This window comes from Aeromonas sp. RU39B (assembly GCF_900156095.1).
Lineage (GTDB): Bacteria > Pseudomonadota > Gammaproteobacteria > Enterobacterales > Aeromonadaceae > Aeromonas.
In genome coordinates, this window is record NZ_FTMJ01000012.1 from 81676 (window position 1) to 96934 (window position 15259).

The window sequence follows — 15259 nt, forward strand, 5'->3', positions numbered from 1 at the left end:
CCGTGGTAGGTTCCGATAGCAGACATGGGAGAGAGTATACCAAGGGCATGGGTGCGGCGTCCTTGTCCTTGGCACACTCTTTCAACGACAATATCAGGCTTGGTCTGGAGGTCAGTTCATGAGTAATACGCGGTCAATTGCCGAGCTTGCCAAGCGCGATGATGTTTATCTGTTGACGCCACCACGGTGGCGCTATCGGCTCACCTTGGGCCTGCTGTTAGGCGGCGCCTTGTGGGCGATAGTGTGGGGCTTGCAGGGGCAGGCTATCACGTTTGCACACGGTGTAGCCCTGTTCTTCGGTGGTGTGGTAGTGGCTTTGCTGGCGCGGCCTCGTCACTGGCAGCCTTGGTATCTGGCAGAGCTGGGGTGGGACCGGCAGCATGTGTACTTGCTTAAGGGCGATCGGGATCAGGCCTTGCCGCTGCCTCGCTCAGCGCTAACGGCCTTGCATCAGACACCCCAAATAGGGGAGCAAGGGGAGTGGCTCGGGTTTGCGCTGGATCTGGCGCTCAGTGACACAGAGTTGGCTCAGGCCCTTGCGCTGCTTGGGCGCGAGCCGGAGCACACTTACGAAGTGGCGCCCGGGGTGTATCGTTTTGCTTTTCGCCGTGCATGGCACGGGAGAGGGCGCTTGCGTCAACTCCTGACTGTGCTTTGTTCTGAAGGTGACTAATTTCTCGACAATTCTGCCTAAAGCTTGGATACTGCCGAGAGGTTCGACTTGCCTGTCCGCTGCGGTTCGTTGTGACAGGAAGTGCCGGTTGGCGCCGGCAATCAGTCTGTGGGGTTGTGTCCTTACCTGCAGGCCTGTAAATGCACAGTGAAGGCACCTGAATCGAGAGTGGATGGCATGAAGATTTACGTAGGGAATCTGTCGTACCGGATGACAAGCGATGACCTGGAAAAGGTATTCGCCCAGTATGGCCAAGTCGACAAGGCGGATATCATCATCGACCGTGATACCGGCAAGTCCAAGGGATTTGGTTTCATCGAAATGCCCGATAACAGTGAGGCGGAAGCCGCCATTAAAGGGCTGCATGGCACTGAAATTGGTGGCCGTACTTTGACGGTCAACCAAGCCAAGCCAAAGACGGATGCTCCGCGTAGCCGTCCACCGCGTCCGCGTCACTGATGCAACGCGCATAATGAAAAGGCACCTTCGGGTGCCTTTTCTGTTTTCACTGTTCGTCTGTTTAAAAAAGACTTTTTACTGATGCAAGCCGTGCTTAGGGCACGTCGGCGCCGAGGGCGGCCTTGCGGATACGGAACCACTGTTGACGCGTCAGGGTCACGTGGGCGGCCTTGGCTGCCGCCGCAATGCGCTCGCGCTTGCCCGAGCCGATGATCGGCAGCGGTTTGGAAGGCAGCATCAATACCCAGGCATACACCACCTGCTCGATGCTCGCGGCACCGAGCTCGCCGCGAATCGCTTCCAGCTCTTGGCGCAGCGGGGCATACTCCGGCGCGCTGAACAGGCGGCCACCACCCAGGCAAGACCAAGCCATTGGGCGCAGCCCGAGTTGCTGGCACTGATCGAGGGTGCCGTCGAGGGTTACATCCTGATTCAGTGGCGAGATCTCGATCTGGTTGGTCACCAGTGGGAACGGGAGGCGCGATTGCAGCAAAGAGAACTGGCTTGCGGTGAAGTTGGAAACCCCGGCGTGTTTGATCTTGCCGGCTTCTTTAAGACGCACAAAGGCATCAGCCACCTCGTCGGCATCCATCAGCGGATCAGGGCGGTGGATCAGCAGCAGATCCAGGCAATCTACTGCCAGGTTGCGCAAGGACTGCTCGGCGCTTTGGATGATGTGCGCCTGGCTGGTGATGTAGTGATTAAGGGCATGCTGCGGCTTGGCGGTGAGGGCGATGCCGCACTTGCTCACCACTTCCATCCGATCGCGTAGCGAGGGCTCAAGACGCAATGCCGCGCCAAAGGCGGCTTCGCACTGATAGCCGCCATAGATATCGGCGTGATCGATGGTGGTGATGCCAAGGTCTAGATGAAATTTGATCAAAGAGAGCAGATCGTTGGGCGATAGGTTCCACTCCATCAGGCGCCAGTAGCCCATGATGAAGCGGGAGAATTCAGGTCCTTGCGGATGAAGGTGAATGCGTTGCATGGTGAGGACTCCTTAATGAGACTGCGCTCATCTTGGAGAAGGCGAGGCGCCGTGGCAAGATGCGAGCCTGATACTGACTCGAACCGGAGTTCGAATATGGATGGTTTTGCCGAGCGACTGACGACGCTTATCGGGGAAGGCTCGGTCAGTGCATTTGCCCGCAAGGTGGGCCTGTCGGAAGCCTTGATCCGCAAATACCTCAAAGGTGCCGAGCCCAGTCTTGGCAAAGCCAACCAGATTGCGCAGGGCGCTAACTGCTCGTTGGAGTGGCTGGCGACCGGCTGCGGTTATCTTTATCGTCAGGCGGAAGTGGTGGACAGAGAGGCGCTGGCTGCAGCCAGTCAGTTACTGGCCGAGCATGACGTGTCGCCGGCAACAGATCCACAGGAGGCATTGGTACGCCTGCTGGCTTATTACCAGTTCTTGCGCACTCACAAGCGGCCGGATGGCTATCTGGATCTGGCGCACGCCAGGGAGTTTGGTCGCCATTTGGGCGAGGCGTGACTCACAGTGCCAGCAAGCGTTCAAACCCTGCCAGAAGCTGCGTTTCGTCATAGTCGCTGCCCGCTTCCAGCCTATCGGTTTGCAGCATCCCCAGCAGGTTACCCTGCTTATCAAGGACCATCAGGTGTGGCACGCTGGCCACGGCCGGGTAGTTGCGTAAAAAAGCCTGATTGGGGTTTTGCGCACTGACATTTACCCGCACGATCACAAACCGCTCTCGCAGTGCGCGCGTGAGTGCCGGCCTTGCATCAATAAAGTTATCAAGCTGCAGGCTCCAGCGTGACCAGTCGCCGCCGATCATCAGCAGTATATGGCGCTGACTGCTGGCTGCCGTGAGACGGGCCGCGGCCAGATCATCAAGAGGCTGACGCTTTTCATCATAGTGCTGGGAGTAGGCGGGAAGGTCGCGACTCCAGTTGGCCGCGAGTGCTAGCGGGGCGACACAGATCATCAGCAGGCAGAGCCACAGGCGCATGGCAATCCTCATCACGTGTTGGCATGGGGCAGAAAAAACCACCCCCGCCGTGGCGGGGGTGGGTGTCTTAGTACGCTTGCTGGTGCACGTCCAGCACGGCGCGACCTGACGGGTCGGCCATCTCTTTAAACTTGGCATCCCATTCGAGCGCGGTCGGGGTCGAGCAGGCGACCGACTTGCCGTAAGGCACGGTGCGCGCAGCCGATTCACTCGGGAAGTGCTCTTCAAAGATGGAGCGATAGTAGTAGGCTTCCTTGGTCAGCGGCGTGTTGACCGGGAAGCGGTAAGCTGCCGCTTCAAACATCTGGTCGGTGACTTCCTGATCGACCATGGCCTTGAGGCTGTCAATCCAGGAGTAACCCACGCCATCGGAGAACTGCTCCTTCTGACGCCAGGCCACTTCGTGGGGCAGCATCTCGCCAAACACTTCGCGCAGGATGTGTTTTTCAATCTTGCCGTGACCACACATCTTATCGACTGGGTTCAGGCGCATGGCCACGTCCATGAACTCCTTGTCGAGGAAAGGCACACGACCTTCCACGCCCCAGGCAGCCATCGACTTGTTGGCACGCAGGCAGTCATACAGATGCAGCGCGTCGAGCTTGCGCACGGTCTCATCGTGGAACTCCCGGGCGTTGGGCGCCTTGTGGAAGTAGAGATAACCGCCAAACAGCTCGTCAGAGCCTTCACCAGAGAGCACCATCTTGATGCCCATCGCCTTGATGAAACGGGCCATCAGGTACATGGGGGTCGATGCGCGAATGGTGGTCACATCGTACGTTTCGAGGTGATAAATGACGTCTTTAAGCGCATCCAGACCCTCTTGCACGGTGAAGTGGATTTGGTGGTGCACGGTACCGAGGTAATCTGCCACCTTCTGAGCGGCTGCCAGATCCGGCGAGCCCTTCAGACCGACGGCAAAAGAGTGCAGTTGCGGCCACCAGGCTTCGCTGTTGCCGTCATCTTCGATGCGACGCGCAGCATAAAGCTTGGTGATGGCCGAGATGATGGACGAATCCAGACCGCCAGAGAGCAGCACGCCGTAAGGTACGTCGCACATCAGCTGGCGTTTGACCGCAGCTTCGAGGGCTTCTTTGAGCTCGGCCTTGTCGCTGACGTTGTGCTCTACATTGCTGTATTGCATCCAGTCACGTTGATACCAGCGCTTGAGCTCACCGTCCTTGCTCCACAGATAGTGTCCGGGCGGGAAGGTTTCGACGCTCTTGCACACCGGAACCAGTGCCTTCATTTCGGAGGCTACGTAGAAGTTACCGTGCTCGTCACGGCCGGTGTAGAGGGGGATGATCCCCATATGATCGCGGCCAATGAGATAGGCATCTTGCTCTGCGTCATACAGGATGAAGGCGAAAATGCCGTTCAGATCGTCCAGAAAGGCCGGGCCCTTCTCTTTGTAAAGTGCCAGCAGCACTTCACAGTCTGACTTGGTCTGGAATTGGAAATCGACCTTCAGGCCCTTCTCCAGCTCCTTGTGGTTGTAAATTTCACCATTGACGGCCAGAACGTGGGTGCGCTCGGGGTTATAGAGCGGTTGGGCGCCGTTGCCCGGATCGACGATCGCCAGGCGCTCATGCACTAAAATTGCCTTGTCGGTGCTGTAGACACCAGACCAGTCGGGGCCACGGTGACGCAGTCGCTTGGACATCTCGAGAGCGGTCTTGCGCAGCGCAACTGCATCAGACTTGATGTCCAGAATACCGAAGATGGAGCACATTGATGTAAATCCTCATTATTTTTTTAGGGCCCCCCACGTTTTGGGCCCGCAAGTCCTTTTACATTCCTCGCCGTTCACAATGCCAGAGCAGCCGCCATTTGCAAACAAAAAATCCGGGTTTCCCCCTGCCCTGGATCAGATTCCGTCGCGTCCGTCGGTTTGTTCGAAAATAACGTAAATTTTGCGGCAGCGCTCCAGCGTCTCCCACACCCCGCGAAATCCGGCCGGGATAACAAAATGTTCACCTGCCGCAAAGTTCAGGCTGTTGCCCTCGCTGTCGGTGAGTCGGATGCGCCCCTCTAGCAGATGGCAATATTCGTGCTCGGTATAACGCACCACCCAACTGCCGAGCTCCCCTTGCCAGAGCCCGGCATGAAACTGCTGGCTGGGATCGCTGTAGTGAGGCCATAGGGTCTGCACCGGATGACCGCTATGGATCCGCTCAGCGGCGGGCATCAGGGTTTGGGGTGCGACAGATTCGGAAAACAGGACGAGATCGGTGATCAGCAGTGCAGACATGACAGTGCCTCCCTGGCAAAGGCTGCGCTGGTGCGCAGCCGTCATTGCTCAGACCTTAACCGCTGTCGTCTCGCTTTCCAAGGGGCGGTGAGTCTCAAAGGGGCGCAGCTCACGCATCACATGGCGGGCAAATCCGCTGCCGGCTTCGTCGTAGACATTGAACACCGCATCCACGCCCTGTTCGCGCAGGGAGGCGATGTCGTCTTCAAAGCGCACGATCGCTGCGATTTTGCCGGTAAAGCCGTGGCTGTGCAGCTTGTCGATGGCGTAGAGGTTCCCCGAGTGGTGCGGCATGGCCAGTAGCACCAGTTGCACCTGGTTGGAGAGCAGCACCTTGTCCCAAAAATCGGTATCGGTGGCGTCCCCTTCAATCACGTTCATACCGCGCTCGCGCAGCATCGGCAGTTTGCCGCTGTCGTTCTCCACGCCGAGCACTACCGGGCCGTGGCGCCGCTCCAGCTCGCGATAAGCGCCCTGACCGATGCGTCCCATCCCAAGGATGATGGCCTGGGCATCACCGAGCTCAATGGGCCTATCTTCCGGATGCAGTTGGCGGGCTTGCCAGAAGCGAAGTTTGTCCCCAAAGCGGTGGTAAATGCGTTCACCGATGGTGTTTAGCGGTGCCGAGACCATAAAGCTTATCGCCAGTGCCAGCGACAGCGTTACCAGCCACTGCGCTGGTAACCATCCGGCCTTGGTGGCGATGGCGCCCACAATCAGACCGAACTCCGAGAAGTTAGACAGCGCCAGGGTCGAGAGCAGGGCGGTCCGAACCCGCAGGTGGATACCGCTATACACCACGTAGTAGAGCAGGCTTTTAAGCGGCAGGGCCAACACCAAGAGCAGGGCCATCAGCAAGGTGTCCGTGGTGGGGAGACCGTGCAGTCCGATAGAGAGGAAAAAGCAGACCAGCAGCAGATCTTTTAAATTAAATAGCGATTTGGCAAGGCCGCTGGCGGCCGGGTGGGCGGCGAGCAGCATACCGATCACCAGCGCACCGAGATCGGGCTTAAGCCCCACCAGTTCAAAGCCGCCGGCGCCGACTACGAGTGCGAGCATGATGCCGGTCAGCAGTTGCAGCTCACCGTGGCCGGCACGTTCAATCAGTACAAACAACAGCGGGCGGATCAGCGGCAGTGCCAGCAGACTGAAGGCCCACAGGCTGGGGAGCTTGCCAGTGGAGATGCTAAGAAAACTGACGGCAAAGAGATCTTGTAACACCAATACCCCGATGGCGAGACGGGCGTAAAGGGCCTGCATGTCGCTGCGCTCTTCCAGCACCTTGACGGCAAACACCGTACTGGAAAACGACAGGGCAAAGCCAAGCACCAGCGCCATCTGCCAGCCAAGCTCTTTGGCCAGCGCAATTTCGGCCCCCTTACAGGCGAGCAGCACCAGCGTGAACAGCAGGGTTGAGAGCAGCAGGTGCAGGGTGGTGGTGCCCCACACATCCCGGCGCAGCAGGGTTTGAACGTTGAGCTTAAGGCCGATGGTAAAGAGCAGCAGGGTGACGCCAAGATCGGCGATGTGCTCAAGCAGTTCGCCCCCCTGCACGCCAAGGGCGCGCAAGGCAAATCCGGCAGCAAGATACCCCAGCAGTGGTGGCAGGCGCAGCAAGTTGGCTAACATGCCGCACGCAAATGCCATCACCACAATCATGATGTCCATTGACGAGGCCCTATATGATGTCGATGTCGACCACCGAGTTGAAAATGTGGTTGGGACGATAGGGAACCTTGGCAATATCGTCAGTCTGGCTGACACCCGAGAGCACCAGCACGGTCTCAAGACCGGCCTGAAAACCGGCCAGAATATCGGTGCGCAGGTTGTCACCAATGATCAGAGTGTGATCCGAGTGGGCTTCCATCCGGTTGAGGGCAGCTCGAATGATCCAGGCGCTGGGCTTACCGATATAAAACGGCTTTTTGCCGGTCATCCGCTCGATGGGCGCGCACAGCGCGCCACACGCCGGGTGCATGTTGGGGCCGTGGGTGTCGGGGTTGGTGGCAATAAAGCGGGCGCCGGCTGCGACAAAGCGTGCGCCTTGGTGGATCATTGACCAGTTGTAATTGCGTGTTTCACCGACCACCACAAAGTCCGGGTCAATATCGGTAATGGTAAAGCCGGCATTATAAAGCTCGTGGGTGAGGGCGCCTTCGCCAATCACAAAGACTTTGCGGCCCTCCTGGCGGCGCAGAAAATCGGCCGTGCCCATGGCCGAGGTGTAAAAGCAGTGCTCGGGTACTGTGATGCCTGCCGCCTGGAAGCGATTTTGCAGATCTCTGGGGGTCTGCACTGGATAGTTGGTCAGAAACAGCAGGCGAGTTTGCTGATCCAGCAGGCGCTGCACAAACTGATCAGCACCGGGAATCAGGGTATTGTTGTGCAGGATAACGCCGTCAATATCACAGATGACGCTTTTTTTCATGATGGCTCCAGAGACAAGACCGAGGACGAGTGGCTCGCAATTCAAGGCGTTAGTGTCATTCGAGTGCCATTATATGCGCCATTGATGACAGCAAGACAGGATTTGTCCCCCTTGGGTACCGGTTTCGTGACCTAGCGCGCCCGAGACTTTGCGAGGCTGGACAGAATCGCTAAAATGCGTCGTTCACTTCGCAACTCAGATTGACCATGAACCAGAACGATCCGGTATTTGATCACTCTTTTCATCGCGGCTTGCTTCACCCCAAACACTGGGGGGCCTGGCTTGGCGTCGCTTTTCTTCATCTGCTGGGCTACCTGCCTGCCACCGTGCGTGATCACCTCGGTGATTGGCTGGCGCCGCTGGTGGTGCGGTTTTCCAAAAAGCAGTGCTATATCGCCCGGACCAATTTGGGGATCTGTTTTCCCGAGCTCAGTGATGAGCAGCGTGAGGCATTGCTGCTCAAGTGTGTGCGGGTCGGAATTAAGACCTTCGCCGCATTTGGTGAGCTCAGCGTGCGCTCTGCCCAGAGTCTGGAAGCGCGCACGCAGGTGACGGGGTGGCAGCATGTTGAACAGGCCAAAGCGGCTGGGAAATCGGTGATCTTTGTGGTGCCCCATACCTGGGCCATCGATTTTTGCGGACGGATTATCGATAACCGCAAGACGCTGTTTATGAGCACCATGATGAAGAGCGCCAAAAGCGCGGTGTTCGATCGCTACATTAACCGCGAGCGAGCGCGTAATGGTGCGAAAATTTATGAGCGTAGCGCCGGTCTCAAGCCCATCATCAAGCATTTAAAGCAAGCGGGCAGTGGCTTTTATTATCTGCCAGATCAAGACCATGGCCGCGAGGCGAGCCTGTTTGTGCCGTTTTTTGGCATGCTCAAAGCCACCTTGCCAGCATTACCGCGCTTGTGCCGTCTGACCGGTGCTGCGCCGCTGATGATGCTGGCCGCCTACAACGAAGATTTGCATCGCTATGAGCTGGTTATCGAGCCGCTGCCAGAGGGTTATCCGAGCGAGGATCTTGAGCACGATACGCTGGTGATGAATCAGGCGGTGGAGTCACTGCTCTCGCGCTACCCCGAGCAGTACATGTGGTTTCTTAAGATCTTTCATACCCGGCCGGATACGCGGGAAGGTTATTACGAAGCCGGAATTCATCGTGTTAGAGGCTATATCAAACAATCGAAGTGAATGTGACGTGGTGTTTGTCTATTGCTCTACCACTTTACCGTGCGCGACCCGCAAGGTTGCGCCGGGTGGGGTGGAGAGCCTGACCAGATGCTCCTGCCCGTTTAGACGGTAGAGCACGTTGTAGCCGAGTAATTCCGAATGTTTGTGAGGTCGGCGTGGGCTGGCTTTGTTTGCTGGATCATCGCGATCATCAAACGGGATCTGGCGCATCACCGGTCTGACTGAAATAACGCGAGCCTGTGTCGAATCCTGGTCATACAGGACATAGAGCGTCGCAGCAAACAGGAGCATGATAGCTCCGGTTGCCACGAGCAGCAGCTTGTTCATCCTGTGTGGTCTCCGAGGTTATCCGGGGCGTATTATCCTGTTTGTACCCCGGTTACCCCAGTCCAAAACATCCCGTGTCGGTCAATCCCTGACAGGTTATCGTGGCAACTCTCAGCAGAGCTGTCTTAAAATAGCGACTCTTTTTATCTACCCCCTTGGTTATACATGTCTGCGCCCTCCGTTTCGTTTCTGTTTCCTGTCTCCTGTATTGCCATTTGGGCAGGTAACGGGGTTGTCAGTAAAGTGGCCGTAGGCGTCATGTCGCCGGCGGCGCTGGCATGGTCACGCTGGCTGGTGGCGGCCATTGTGCTCGCGCCCTGGTTAGCGCCTCGAGCCTGGCGCCTGCGCCATCATCTGCTGCGTCACTCATTCAAGCTGGCAACATTGGCGCTGATGGGGATGGTGCTCAACCAGACCTTTGGCTATTACGCGGCAGAGACGCTTGGTGCCACCGAGATGGGCCTGATGATGGGGCTCACGCCGCTGATGACGGTAGGCCTTAGCGTATGGCTATTACGTGAACGCCCCACATGGGGTGCTTTGCTAGGCGGGATAGTCTCCCTGATTGGCCTGGTCGAACTGTTGGGTCATGGCAATCCGGGGGCGTTGTTTACGCAAGGCATCGGAATTGGCTATGTCTATATGCTGCTCTCGGCACTGACCTATGCCCTCTATTGCGTACTGCTTAAACGCTGGGTATTGGGGCTGGATAACTGGATGATGCTCTTTGGCCAGGTGCTGTGGAGCCTGGTGTTTCTCACCCCCTTTTTCTGGTTGGTCGATGGCCATCTGCCACCGGCCAGCTCGTTGTGGCTGGTTCTTTATGCTGGCATCCCGACTTCGGCGCTCTCTCCCTGGCTATGGATGCAGGGCATTACCTTGCTCGGTGCGAATCGCACGGCCATTTACATGAACCTGTTGCCGGTGATGACGGCTGGCTTGGCGGTAATGACGCTGGGAGAGACGCTGACACGCAGTCACTGGGTGGGCGGGGGATTGACGCTGGCTGGGGTGGTATTGGCGCAAGTGATACGCACGCCGCTCAGGCTTACATATAACACCGCCTCCCGAAGGAGGCGATGCGCATAAACTTGTGACCGTGCTTGTTACATGTTTTGTGCTTCTGAGGGCACAATTGCGGATGCATGATTGCCCTTCGGGCCCTTCTGCAGCTCATATTGGACAGCCTGACCAGCTTTGAGGGTTTTATACCCCTCCATCTGGATAGTGGAGTAGTGGGCAAAAATGTCTTCACCACCCCCTTCCGGACAGATAAAACCAAAGCCCTTGGCGTTGTTGAACCACTTCACTGTTCCGGTTGCCATACATCTACGTCCTTTTATTGATTACCCCAAAGTCGTTGCACAACCCGCTACTGCTCAAGGTAAACTTGAGGCATCCAGCCTCTTATGAGGTAGACAGGTTAGCAAGTAACCAATCTAGTCCAAGAATTTATCGAGTCAAGAAGTTGTTAACAAACCAGTGTGACCTGGTTAACAAAATCTATTGACAACCCCGTTTGTACTGGTAGTAAGCTTAAAGGTGCCAGCAATACTATGGCTAAACAAAAAGAACTCTTTGAAAATGAAGAGGTTGCGGTTAATTCCGATGTGCAGGTACAGCCGCCGCCCATGTATAAGGTTGTATTGAATAACGATGACTACACCCCGATGGATTTCGTTGTCGAGGTGTTACAACGGTTCTTTGCAATGGACTTGGAAAAGGCCACCCAGGTGATGCTGAGTGTGCATTATAGTGGAAAGGGGATCTGTGGCGTGTTTACCGCCGAGATTGCCGAAACCAAGGTCCTCCAGGTCAACACCTATGCTCGCAAACATGAACATCCGCTGCTGTGTACCATGGAAAGGGCCTGAAGAATGATCTGAGATTCATGACACCACATTGTCGTCTTACTAGGGGAGGTGCCTATGTTGAACAAGGATCTGGAAAAGACGCTAAATGAAGCATTCAAGTATGCAAGGGACGAGCGTCATGAGTTTATGACTGTTGAGCACCTGCTGTTAGCCCTGTTGGACAACCCCTCGGCCAATGAAGCGTTGTTGTCCTGTGGTGCCGATATCGACAAGATGCGCCATGAAATTGCCGCATTCATCAGTCAGACAACCCCCCTGATCCCGCGCGATGATACTGATCGCGAAACCCAACCAACGCTCGGCTTCCAGCGTGTGCTGCAGCGAGCGGTCTTTCATGTGCAATCATCGGGAAACACCGAGGTCAACGGCGCCAATGTGCTGGTGGCAATTTTCAGCGAGCAGGAATCGCAAGCGGTCTATTTCCTGAAAAAGTCCGATATCAGCCGTCTCGATGTGGTCAATTTCCTCTCCCATGGTGTGCGCAAAGAGAGCAAGCCCGACGCCGGTAGCAACAATGCTGGTGCGGAAGGGGAAGAGGAGATGTCCTCGGCCCAGATTGAGAGCTTTGCGACCAACTTGAACCAGCTGGTGCTGGAAGGGCGCATCGATCCGCTGATCGGGCGCGATCAGGAGCTTAACCGCACCATCCAGGTACTCTGCCGTCGTCGCAAAAACAACCCGCTGCTGGTGGGTGAGGCTGGTGTCGGCAAGACCGCGATTGCCGAAGGGTTGGCCTATCGCATCGTCAAGGGCGACGTCCCTGAGGTGATTGCCGGCAGCATCATCTATTCGCTCGATTTGGGCTCTTTGCTGGCAGGCACCAAGTATCGCGGCGACTTTGAAAAGCGCCTCAAGGTACTGCTCAAGCAACTGGAGCGCCAGGAAGGGGCGATCCTGTTTATCGACGAGATCCACACTATCATTGGCGCGGGCGCGGCGTCCGGTGGCCAGCTCGATGCGGCCAACCTTATCAAGCCGCTGCTCTCCAATGGCCTTTTGCGTTGCATCGGCTCGACCACTTATCAGGAGTACTCGCAGATCTTTGAAAAAGAGCATGCCTTGGCACGCCGCTTTCAGAAGATCGATATTGTCGAGCCGAGCATCGATGACACGACGCGCATCCTGATGGGGCTGAAAAGCCGCTACGAGCAGCATCACAATGTGCGCTACACCGCCAAGGCGATGCGAGCAGCGGCTGAGTTGGCAGCCAAATACATCAACGATCGTCACCTGCCGGACAAGGCCATCGATGTGATTGATGAAGCGGGCGCCAGCCAGCGCATGCTGCCGGTCAGCAAGCGCAAGAAAGTGATCAATGTGCCGGAGATTGAGTCCATCGTTGCCAAGATAGCGCGTATCCCAGAAAAATCGGTTTCGGCCTCTGATAAGGAGACCTTAAAGAATCTGGAGCGCAATCTGAAGATGGTGGTGTTTGGTCAGGACAGAGCCATCGAGGTGCTGACCGATGCCATTCGGCTTGCTCGCTCTGGCCTTGGTAACGAGCGCCGTCCGGTCGGTTGCTTCCTGTTTGCCGGCCCGACCGGGGTGGGCAAGACCGAGGTCACCCAGCAGCTTGGCAAAGCGCTCGGGGTAGAGTTGCTGCGCTTTGACATGTCCGAATACATGGAGCGCCATACGGTGTCCCGCCTGATTGGCGCGCCTCCCGGATATGTCGGGTTTGAACAGGGCGGTCTGCTGACCGATGCCGTCATCAAGCATCCCCACTCGGTGGTGCTGCTCGATGAAATCGAGAAGGCGCATCCGGATGTCTTCAACTTGCTGCTGCAGGTGATGGACAACGGTACCCTGACCGATAACAACGGGCGTAAGGCTGATTTTCGTAATGTGATTCTGGTGATGACCACCAACGCCGGCGTGCAGGAGACCCAACGCAAGTCGATTGGCTTCCAGCAGCAGGATATGAGCCACGATGCGATGTCGGTCATCAACAAGACCTTCACCCCGGAGTTTCGTAACCGGCTTGATCACATCATCTGGTTCAACCACCTCGATATGGAGGTGATCTACCAGGTGGTCGACAAGTTCATCGTCGAACTGCAGGCCCAGCTCGATGCCAAGGGCGTATCGCTCGAGGTAACCGATGCGGCGCGCCACTGGCTCGCCGAGAAGGGGTATGACCGTGCCATGGGCGCACGCCCGATGGGCCGCGTGATCCAGGAGCAGCTTAAAAAGCCGCTGGCCAACGAGATCCTGTTTGGCTCTCTGGTCGAGGGGGGAATTGTGCGGGTGGACCTTGGCAAGGACGGGCTGACGTTCGACTTCCAGACCCAATCCCTGGCCGTGCAACACTAGCCATGTAGGAACAAAAACCCCAACCGGCAGGTTGGGGTTTTTGTTTGAATTCCTGGCTTAGCGAGAGCGGAAAACGATACGTCCCTTGGAGAGATCGTAGGGGGTCAGTGCGACGGTCACCTTGTCACCAGTCAGGATGCGGATGTAGTTCTTGCGCATCTTGCCGGAGATATGGGCGATCACCACGTGACCATTCTCCAGTTCCACCCGGAACATGGTATTGGGCAGAGTTTCCAGGATGGTACCCTGCATCTCAATACTGTCTTCTTTAGCCATTGAATCCTCTTGATAAGCCTCAACAAAAAACGGCTGGGATCATGCCGGATTTGCGGCTATGTGTAAAGTTTACTCGCGGAATTAAGGGATATTTTTCCACTCTTTGCCAACCAGCAGTTGGTGGGGATGGTATTCGGACTTGTAACGCATCTTGCGGCAATGCTCGACCAGATAGCCAAGGTAGACCCAATTTCGGCCGGTGCGCTCTGCCAGCACGATCTGGCTGAGAATGGCAAACACGCCGAGCGAGCGGTTCGCTTCATCCGGGTCGAAGAAGGTGTACATGGCACTCAGGGAGTGCTGCATCAGGTCGGTCACCGCAACGGCAATCAGGCGCCCGTTGTGGCGACACTCCAGATAGACCGGCGGCATCCAGTTACAGTGCAGAAAACTGCTGTATTGGCCGAAGGTGGGCGGGTACATGCTGCCATCGGCATGACGCTCGCTGATATAGCGCTCGTAGAGCTCGTAGTATTGCGGTTTGTCGTGATAGCTAAGCTCGACCTGCAGGTCTTGGTTGCGTTGCCATATGCGCGTTTGGCGGCGGTTAGCGCGAAAGCGGCTGACATCGATGCGAAGGGATTGGCAGGCGCTGCAGTCGGGGCAATGGGGGCGATAGATATCGTTGCCACTGCGGCGAAAGCCGGCGGTGAGCAGGCGCTCATACCCTTGCGGGGAGAGCAGATCATGATCCATCAGCACCAGCAACTGCTCCTGGCGATCCCCAAGATAGCTGCAAGTGTGCTGTGGGGTCAGGCCGACTTTTAGCAAAACCTCTTCAGTCATAGTGTACCTGTCGTGTCAGCCAGCAGCCCGCATCGAGCGGTTGTGTCCGCAGTTGTCTGAGCTCGGCCAGAAAGTGCCAGCGCGGCCACTCCACCACGCCCAGTGTGGCCAGAAAGTTGTTCTGCATCTGGGTATCAATCAGTTCACCGCCATGGGCCGAGAAGTGGCGACACAGCGCCACCATGGCCAGCTTGGCGCCACCATCTATGATGCTGAACATCGACTCGCCACAAAACACCTTGCCCACCGACAGACCATACAACCCGGCCACCAGCTCATCCTGCTGCCAAATCTCGACACTGTGAGCGTGTCCCATACGATGCAACCTCTGATAGGCATCCATCATCTCGGCACTGATCCAGGTGGAATACGCTGTGCGACGAGGCGCGGCGCAGCCGGCAATCACCCCGTTAAAATCGCGATTGATCCAGATCTCGAATGTAGGTCTGCGCAACAGCTTGCGCAAGGTGCGCCCCACATGCAGGCGCTCCGGTGCCAGTACGCCGCGCGGATTGGGCGACCACCAGAGGATCGGCCGATGCGGCTCATACCAGGGAAAGATGCCGTTGTGGTATGCTGCGAGCAAACGCGCAGGCGAGAGATCGCCCCCGATGGCCAGGAGGCCATTGGGCTCATCAAGCGCCAGCTCAGGATTGGGAAAATGCAGTGAGTTGGCTTCGAGCTGGGTGAGAAACTTCGACATCCAAGG

At 56.9% G+C, this 15259-nt stretch carries 18 protein-coding genes; 7 read left to right on the forward strand and 11 right to left on the reverse strand.

The features are described from left to right. The first annotated feature begins 118 nt into the window (after positions 1–118). Positions 119–673: a hypothetical protein gene (locus BW958_RS15585; RefSeq protein WP_076576706.1), complete on the forward strand. Its 555-nt coding sequence runs from the start codon at positions 119–121 to the stop codon at positions 671–673. A 177-nt stretch (positions 674–850) separates the two neighbouring features. Further along, the gene (locus BW958_RS15590) at positions 851–1132 is read left to right on the forward strand and encodes an RNA recognition motif domain-containing protein (RefSeq protein ID WP_076576708.1); all 282 of its coding nucleotides are present in this window, start codon (positions 851–853) and stop codon (positions 1130–1132) included. Between the two features lie 94 nt (positions 1133–1226). Here BW958_RS15590 and BW958_RS15595 read toward each other — a convergent pair whose 3' ends face one another. Further along, the gene (locus tag BW958_RS15595) at positions 1227–2120 is read right to left on the reverse strand and encodes an aldo/keto reductase (RefSeq protein WP_076576710.1); all 894 of its coding nucleotides are present in this window, start codon (positions 2118–2120) and stop codon (positions 1227–1229) included. Between the two features lie 96 nt (positions 2121–2216). On the opposite strand from BW958_RS15595, the gene BW958_RS15600 reads away from it, so the two are divergent. Continuing rightward, positions 2217–2624, forward strand: coding sequence for a helix-turn-helix domain-containing protein (locus tag BW958_RS15600; protein WP_076576712.1), 408 nt, complete (start codon positions 2217–2219; stop codon positions 2622–2624). Between the two features lies 1 nt (position 2625). Here the strand turns inward: BW958_RS15600 and BW958_RS15605 are convergent, their stop codons facing one another. The 5 genes from BW958_RS15605 to BW958_RS15625 form a co-directional block, all read right to left on the reverse strand. Further along, entirely contained in the window at positions 2626–3099 is a 474-nt protein-coding gene (locus BW958_RS15605; protein WP_179078865.1) for a thioredoxin family protein, read from the reverse strand. A gap of 67 nt (positions 3100–3166) precedes the next feature. Continuing rightward, positions 3167–4831, reverse strand: a complete 1665-nt coding sequence (gene asnB, locus BW958_RS15610) for an asparagine synthase B (protein WP_076576715.1) — start codon at positions 4829–4831, stop codon at positions 3167–3169. 135 nt (positions 4832–4966) lie between these two features. Continuing rightward, positions 4967–5350, reverse strand: a complete 384-nt coding sequence (locus BW958_RS15615; RefSeq protein ID WP_076576716.1) for a cupin domain-containing protein — start codon at positions 5348–5350, stop codon at positions 4967–4969. 48 nt (positions 5351–5398) lie between these two features. Then, a complete protein-coding gene (locus BW958_RS15620) occupies positions 5399–7018 on the reverse strand; it encodes a cation:proton antiporter family protein (RefSeq protein ID WP_076576717.1) in 1620 nt (539 codons plus the stop codon). 10 nt (positions 7019–7028) lie between these two features. Beyond that, positions 7029–7778: an HAD-IIA family hydrolase gene (locus BW958_RS15625; protein WP_076576718.1), complete on the reverse strand. Its 750-nt coding sequence runs from the start codon at positions 7776–7778 to the stop codon at positions 7029–7031. A gap of 206 nt (positions 7779–7984) precedes the next feature. On the opposite strand from BW958_RS15625, the gene BW958_RS15630 reads away from it, so the two are divergent. After that, positions 7985–8974: an LpxL/LpxP family acyltransferase gene (locus tag BW958_RS15630; protein ID WP_076576719.1), complete on the forward strand. Its 990-nt coding sequence runs from the start codon at positions 7985–7987 to the stop codon at positions 8972–8974. An 18-nt stretch (positions 8975–8992) separates the two neighbouring features. Here BW958_RS15630 and BW958_RS15635 read toward each other — a convergent pair whose 3' ends face one another. After that, positions 8993–9301 (reverse strand): glycine zipper 2TM domain-containing protein, encoded by a 309-nt coding sequence (locus BW958_RS15635; protein WP_076576721.1) that lies wholly within the window; start codon positions 9299–9301, stop codon positions 8993–8995. Positions 9302–9466: 165 nt separating this feature from the next. Between BW958_RS15635 and BW958_RS15640 the strand changes: the two genes are divergently transcribed. Then, the gene (locus BW958_RS15640) at positions 9467–10390 is read left to right on the forward strand and encodes a DMT family transporter (RefSeq protein ID WP_076576722.1); all 924 of its coding nucleotides are present in this window, start codon (positions 9467–9469) and stop codon (positions 10388–10390) included. A gap of 17 nt (positions 10391–10407) precedes the next feature. Here the strand turns inward: BW958_RS15640 and cspD are convergent, their stop codons facing one another. Then, positions 10408–10626 (reverse strand): cold shock-like protein CspD, encoded by a 219-nt coding sequence (gene cspD / locus BW958_RS15645; protein ID WP_076576724.1) that lies wholly within the window; start codon positions 10624–10626, stop codon positions 10408–10410. A 231-nt stretch (positions 10627–10857) separates the two neighbouring features. On the opposite strand from cspD, the gene clpS reads away from it, so the two are divergent. After that, positions 10858–11175 carry an ATP-dependent Clp protease adapter ClpS gene (gene clpS / locus BW958_RS15650; RefSeq protein ID WP_076576725.1) on the forward strand — a complete coding sequence of 106 codons (318 nt, stop codon included), beginning with the start codon at positions 10858–10860 and terminating at the stop codon, positions 11173–11175. A 54-nt stretch (positions 11176–11229) separates the two neighbouring features. After that, complete coding sequence (clpA, locus tag BW958_RS15655; protein WP_076576727.1) at positions 11230–13488, forward strand: ATP-dependent Clp protease ATP-binding subunit ClpA; 2259 nt, start codon at positions 11230–11232, stop codon at positions 13486–13488. A 57-nt stretch (positions 13489–13545) separates the two neighbouring features. Here the strand turns inward: clpA and infA are convergent, their stop codons facing one another. The 3 genes from infA to aat form a co-directional block, all read right to left on the reverse strand. Beyond that, positions 13546–13764 carry a translation initiation factor IF-1 gene (infA, locus tag BW958_RS15660; protein WP_005300033.1) on the reverse strand — a complete coding sequence of 73 codons (219 nt, stop codon included), beginning with the start codon at positions 13762–13764 and terminating at the stop codon, positions 13546–13548. Between the two features lie 81 nt (positions 13765–13845). Next, complete coding sequence (locus BW958_RS15665) at positions 13846–14550, reverse strand: arginyltransferase (RefSeq protein WP_076576728.1); 705 nt, start codon at positions 14548–14550, stop codon at positions 13846–13848. After that, positions 14543–15253 (reverse strand): leucyl/phenylalanyl-tRNA--protein transferase, encoded by a 711-nt coding sequence (gene aat / locus BW958_RS15670; protein WP_076576730.1) that lies wholly within the window; start codon positions 15251–15253, stop codon positions 14543–14545. Before aat ends, BW958_RS15665 begins: the two co-directional genes overlap by 8 nt. Positions 15254–15259: the final 6 nt, after the last annotated feature.

Bases quoted from the DNA above. Each gene is read 5' to 3' on its own strand.
- BW958_RS15620 (WP_076576717.1), bottom strand. From the start codon at position 7,018: ATGGACATCATGATTGTGGTGATGGCATTTGCGTGCGGCATGTTAGCC.
- BW958_RS15585 (WP_076576706.1), top strand. From the start codon at position 119: ATGAGTAATACGCGGTCAATTGCCGAGCTTGCCAAGCGCGATGATGTT.
- BW958_RS15635 (WP_076576721.1), bottom strand. From the start codon at position 9,301: ATGAACAAGCTGCTGCTCGTGGCAACCGGAGCTATCATGCTCCTGTTT.
- BW958_RS15615 (WP_076576716.1), bottom strand. From the start codon at position 5,350: ATGTCTGCACTGCTGATCACCGATCTCGTCCTGTTTTCCGAATCTGTC.
- asnB (WP_076576715.1), bottom strand. From the start codon at position 4,831: ATGTGCTCCATCTTCGGTATTCTGGACATCAAGTCTGATGCAGTTGCG.
- cspD (WP_076576724.1), bottom strand. From the start codon at position 10,626: ATGGCAACCGGAACAGTGAAGTGGTTCAACAACGCCAAGGGCTTTGGT.
- BW958_RS15625 (WP_076576718.1), bottom strand. From the start codon at position 7,778: ATGAAAAAAAGCGTCATCTGTGATATTGACGGCGTTATCCTGCACAAC.
- BW958_RS15665 (WP_076576728.1), bottom strand. From the start codon at position 14,550: ATGACTGAAGAGGTTTTGCTAAAAGTCGGCCTGACCCCACAGCACACT.
- BW958_RS15595 (WP_076576710.1), bottom strand. From the start codon at position 2,120: ATGCAACGCATTCACCTTCATCCGCAAGGACCTGAATTCTCCCGCTTC.
- BW958_RS15630 (WP_076576719.1), top strand. From the start codon at position 7,985: ATGAACCAGAACGATCCGGTATTTGATCACTCTTTTCATCGCGGCTTG.
- infA (WP_005300033.1), bottom strand. From the start codon at position 13,764: ATGGCTAAAGAAGACAGTATTGAGATGCAGGGTACCATCCTGGAAACT.
- aat (WP_076576730.1), bottom strand. From the start codon at position 15,253: ATGTCGAAGTTTCTCACCCAGCTCGAAGCCAACTCACTGCATTTTCCC.
- clpA (WP_076576727.1), top strand. From the start codon at position 11,230: ATGTTGAACAAGGATCTGGAAAAGACGCTAAATGAAGCATTCAAGTAT.
- BW958_RS15640 (WP_076576722.1), top strand. From the start codon at position 9,467: ATGTCTGCGCCCTCCGTTTCGTTTCTGTTTCCTGTCTCCTGTATTGCC.
- clpS (WP_076576725.1), top strand. From the start codon at position 10,858: ATGGCTAAACAAAAAGAACTCTTTGAAAATGAAGAGGTTGCGGTTAAT.
- BW958_RS15600 (WP_076576712.1), top strand. From the start codon at position 2,217: ATGGATGGTTTTGCCGAGCGACTGACGACGCTTATCGGGGAAGGCTCG.
- BW958_RS15590 (WP_076576708.1), top strand. From the start codon at position 851: ATGAAGATTTACGTAGGGAATCTGTCGTACCGGATGACAAGCGATGAC.
- BW958_RS15605 (WP_179078865.1), bottom strand. From the start codon at position 3,099: ATGCGCCTGTGGCTCTGCCTGCTGATGATCTGTGTCGCCCCGCTAGCA.